This window comes from Vibrio sp. 1727 (assembly GCF_033344415.1).
In the GTDB taxonomy this organism is placed as follows: domain Bacteria; phylum Pseudomonadota; class Gammaproteobacteria; order Enterobacterales; family Vibrionaceae; genus Vibrio; species Vibrio alginolyticus.
The window spans coordinates 1-873 of the sequence record NZ_JAWPOT010000140.1; the positions used below are offsets into that span (position 1 = coordinate 1).

Consider the following 873-nt stretch of genomic DNA (forward strand, 5'->3'; position numbering starts at 1 on the left):
TGTCCACCGGAGCAGTTAATTCCGAGACACGTTTATCGTGATATACAGCTCTCAACTGGTAAATGAGACGGTGCTTTGAACGTCATTCAAAGAAAATGGTAGTGGAAAACGGTCAGAGAATCCCTGTGCCCATAGCACTCAACTGGCGAATAGGCATTAAGTTGTCGCTGCCCTAATTCGATTGGGGTTGTATGTTCTTACAAGGAAATATATGTCTTATTTCGACGTTCAATCTGAACTTTCAACACTGAAAGCTCAAACTAAAACGATCCGCAAACGCTCTTATTCCACTCGAAAATCTCGACTCGATAGATATACGCATCAACTCTTGGAGCTGCATCAAGCAGGCGCCACAGCCGCCGAACTTCAACGCTGGCTTAGAGCAAACAAGCGGATTAAAGTCGCTCACTCCACCGTTCTCAGATGGTTAGACAAACATGGCTAAATTTGCGAAGAACGTCGATCCCAAAGCCGTTGCTACAAAACAGGCCGCGAACGTTATGAAGCAGATGCAGGGGAAAAACCTCCTTAGCGTTGGAACGGTTCGCAACTACGAAGAACGTCTGACGATGGTAGCCAAACACGCCAATGCCGATTTTAATTGTGGTCTGCGAGATTTAACTGTCGAACAGGCACACCAGTATTTGACCGATAGGGCCACAGAAGTGGGGCAAAAAACCTTAGATATGGAGCGTCAGGCGATTCAATCCATGATGCAAAATGTCACAGGAAAGCTCAGTCAGACGGAAACGCTAGACGTTATCAAATCCGAAAAGCAGCAAATTCTAGCCTCCCGTTCTTACACCCCAGAGCAAGCAAAAATGATTGCGGATGCACAAACTGAACGCAATGCTCTCTCAACTGAAATAGCTC

Annotated in this window: 1 protein-coding gene and 1 pseudogene; both read left to right on the forward strand. The window is 46.2% G+C overall.

The window, feature by feature from the left end; genetic code table 11:
* Positions 1-211: 211 nt before the first annotated feature.
* Complete coding sequence (locus R8O10_RS24360; RefSeq protein ID WP_222757046.1) at positions 212-445, forward strand: hypothetical protein; 234 nt, start codon at positions 212-214, stop codon at positions 443-445.
* Positions 438-873: pseudogene (locus tag R8O10_RS24365) on the forward strand (site-specific integrase); the annotation flags it as partial. The gene R8O10_RS24360 and the pseudogene R8O10_RS24365, both read left to right, overlap by 8 nt.